This is a genomic window from Vibrio sp. Y10_XG_PY6, assembly GCF_024181795.1.
Taxonomy (GTDB): Bacteria; Pseudomonadota; Gammaproteobacteria; order Enterobacterales; family Vibrionaceae; genus Vibrio; species Vibrio diabolicus.
Window position 1 is genome coordinate 1 of record NZ_JAMZAQ010000015.1, and the last position, 2396, is coordinate 2396.

Consider the following 2396-nt stretch of genomic DNA (forward strand, 5'->3'; position numbering starts at 1 on the left):
TTGTCCTGTGACTGCGTACCTTTTGTATAATGGGTCAGCGACTTATATTCAGTGGCAAGGTTAACCATCTAGGGGAGCCGTAGGGAAACCGAGTCTTAACTGGGCGTTCAGTCTCTGGATATAGACCCGAAACCAGGTGATCTAGCCATGGGCAGGTTGAAGGTTGAGTAACATCAACTGGAGGACCGAACCGACTAATGTTGAAAAATTAGCGGATGACTTGTGGCTAGGGGTGAAAGGCCAATCAAACCTGGAGATAGCTGGTTCTCCCCGAAAGCTATTTAGGTAGCGCCTCGGACGAATACTACTGGGGGTAGAGCACTGTTAAGGCTAGGGGGTCATCCCGACTTACCAACCCTTTGCAAACTCCGAATACCAGTAAGTACTATCCGGGAGACACACGGCGGGTGCTAACGTCCGTCGTGGAGAGGGAAACAACCCAGACCGCCAGCTAAGGTCCCAAATTACTACTAAGTGGGAAACGATGTGGGAAGGCTCAGACAGCCAGGATGTTGGCTTAGAAGCAGCCATCATTTAAAGAAAGCGTAATAGCTCACTGGTCGAGTCGGCCTGCGCGGAAGATGTAACGGGGCTAAGTAGTAAACCGAAGCTGCGGCAATGCACTTTAGTGCATTGGGTAGGGGAGCGTTCTGTAAGCGGTTGAAGGTGTGTGGTAACGCATGCTGGACGTATCAGAAGTGCGAATGCTGACATGAGTAACGATAAAGGGGGTGAAAAACCTCCTCGCCGGAAGACCAAGGGTTCCTGTCCAACGTTAATCGGGGCAGGGTAAGTCGACCCCTAAGGCGAGGCCGAAAGGCGTAGTCGATGGGAAACGGGTTAATATTCCCGTACTTCTTACAATTGCGATGGGGGGACGGAGAAGGCTAGGTGGGCCTGGCGACGGTTGTCCAGGTTCAAGTGCGTAGGCTTAAGAGTTAGGTAAATCCGGCTCTTTCTAAGGCTGAGACACGACGTCGAGCATCTACGGATGTGAAGTCATTGATGCCATGCTTCCAGGAAAAGCCTCTAAGCTTCAGATTGTAAGGAATCGTACCCCAAACCGACACAGGTGGTCGGGTAGAGAATACCAAGGCGCTTGAGAGAACTCGGGTGAAGGAACTAGGCAAAATGGTACCGTAACTTCGGGAGAAGGTACGCTCTCGACGGTGAAGTCCCTCGCGGATGGAGCTATTGAGAGTCGCAGATACCAGGTGGCTGCAACTGTTTATTAAAAACACAGCACTGTGCAAAATCGCAAGATGACGTATACGGTGTGACGCCTGCCCGGTGCCGGAAGGTTAATTGATGGGGTTAGACTTCGGTCGAAGCTCTTGATCGAAGCCCCGGTAAACGGCGGCCGTAACTATAACGGTCCTAAGGTAGCGAAATTCCTTGTCGGGTAAGTTCCGACCTGCACGAATGGCGTAATGATGGCCACGCTGTCTCCACCCGAGACTCAGTGAAATTGAAATCGCTGTGAAGATGCAGTGTACCCGCGGCTAGACGGAAAGACCCCGTGAACCTTTACTACAGCTTGGCACTGAACATTGACCCTACATGTGTAGGATAGGTGGGAGGCTTTGAAGCGCAGTCGCTAGATTGCGTGGAGCCGTCCTTGAAATACCACCCTTGTAGTGTTGATGTTCTAACGTCGACCCCTTATCGGGGTTGCGGACAGTGCCTGGTGGGTAGTTTGACTGGGGCGGTCTCCTCCCAAAGCGTAACGGAGGAGCACGAAGGTGGGCTAATCACGGTTGGACATCGTGAGGTTAGTGCAATGGCATAAGCCCGCTTGACTGCGAGAATGACAATTCGAGCAGGTGCGAAAGCAGGTCATAGTGATCCGGTGGTTCTGAATGGAAGGGCCATCGCTCAACGGATAAAAGGTACTCCGGGGATAACAGGCTGATACCGCCCAAGAGTTCATATCGACGGCGGTGTTTGGCACCTCGATGTCGGCTCATCACATCCTGGGGCTGAAGTCGGTCCCAAGGGTATGGCTGTTCGCCATTTAAAGTGGTACGCGAGCTGGGTTTAGAACGTCGTGAGACAGTTCGGTCCCTATCTGCCGTGGGCGTTGGAGAATTGAAAGGGGCTGCTCCTAGTACGAGAGGACCGGAGTGGACGAACCTCTGGTGTTCGGGTTGTGTCGCCAGACGCATTGCCCGGTAGCTAAGTTCGGGATCGATAACCGCTGAAAGCATCTAAGCGGGAAGCGAGCCTTGAGATGAGTTCTCCCTGATACTTTAAGTATCCTAAAGGGTTGTCGTAGACTACGACGTTGATAGGCAGGGTGTGTAAGCGTTGTGAGGCGTTGAGCTAACCTGTACTAATTGCCCGTGAGGCTTAACCATACAACACCCAAGGGGTTTTGATGGACTCAATGAAAGAAC

At 52.3% G+C, this 2396-nt stretch carries 1 rRNA gene; it reads left to right on the forward strand.

The features are described from left to right. A 23S ribosomal RNA gene (locus tag NL644_RS23035) occupies window positions 1-2357 on the forward strand; the annotation flags it as partial. Window positions 2358-2396: the final 39 nt, after the last annotated feature.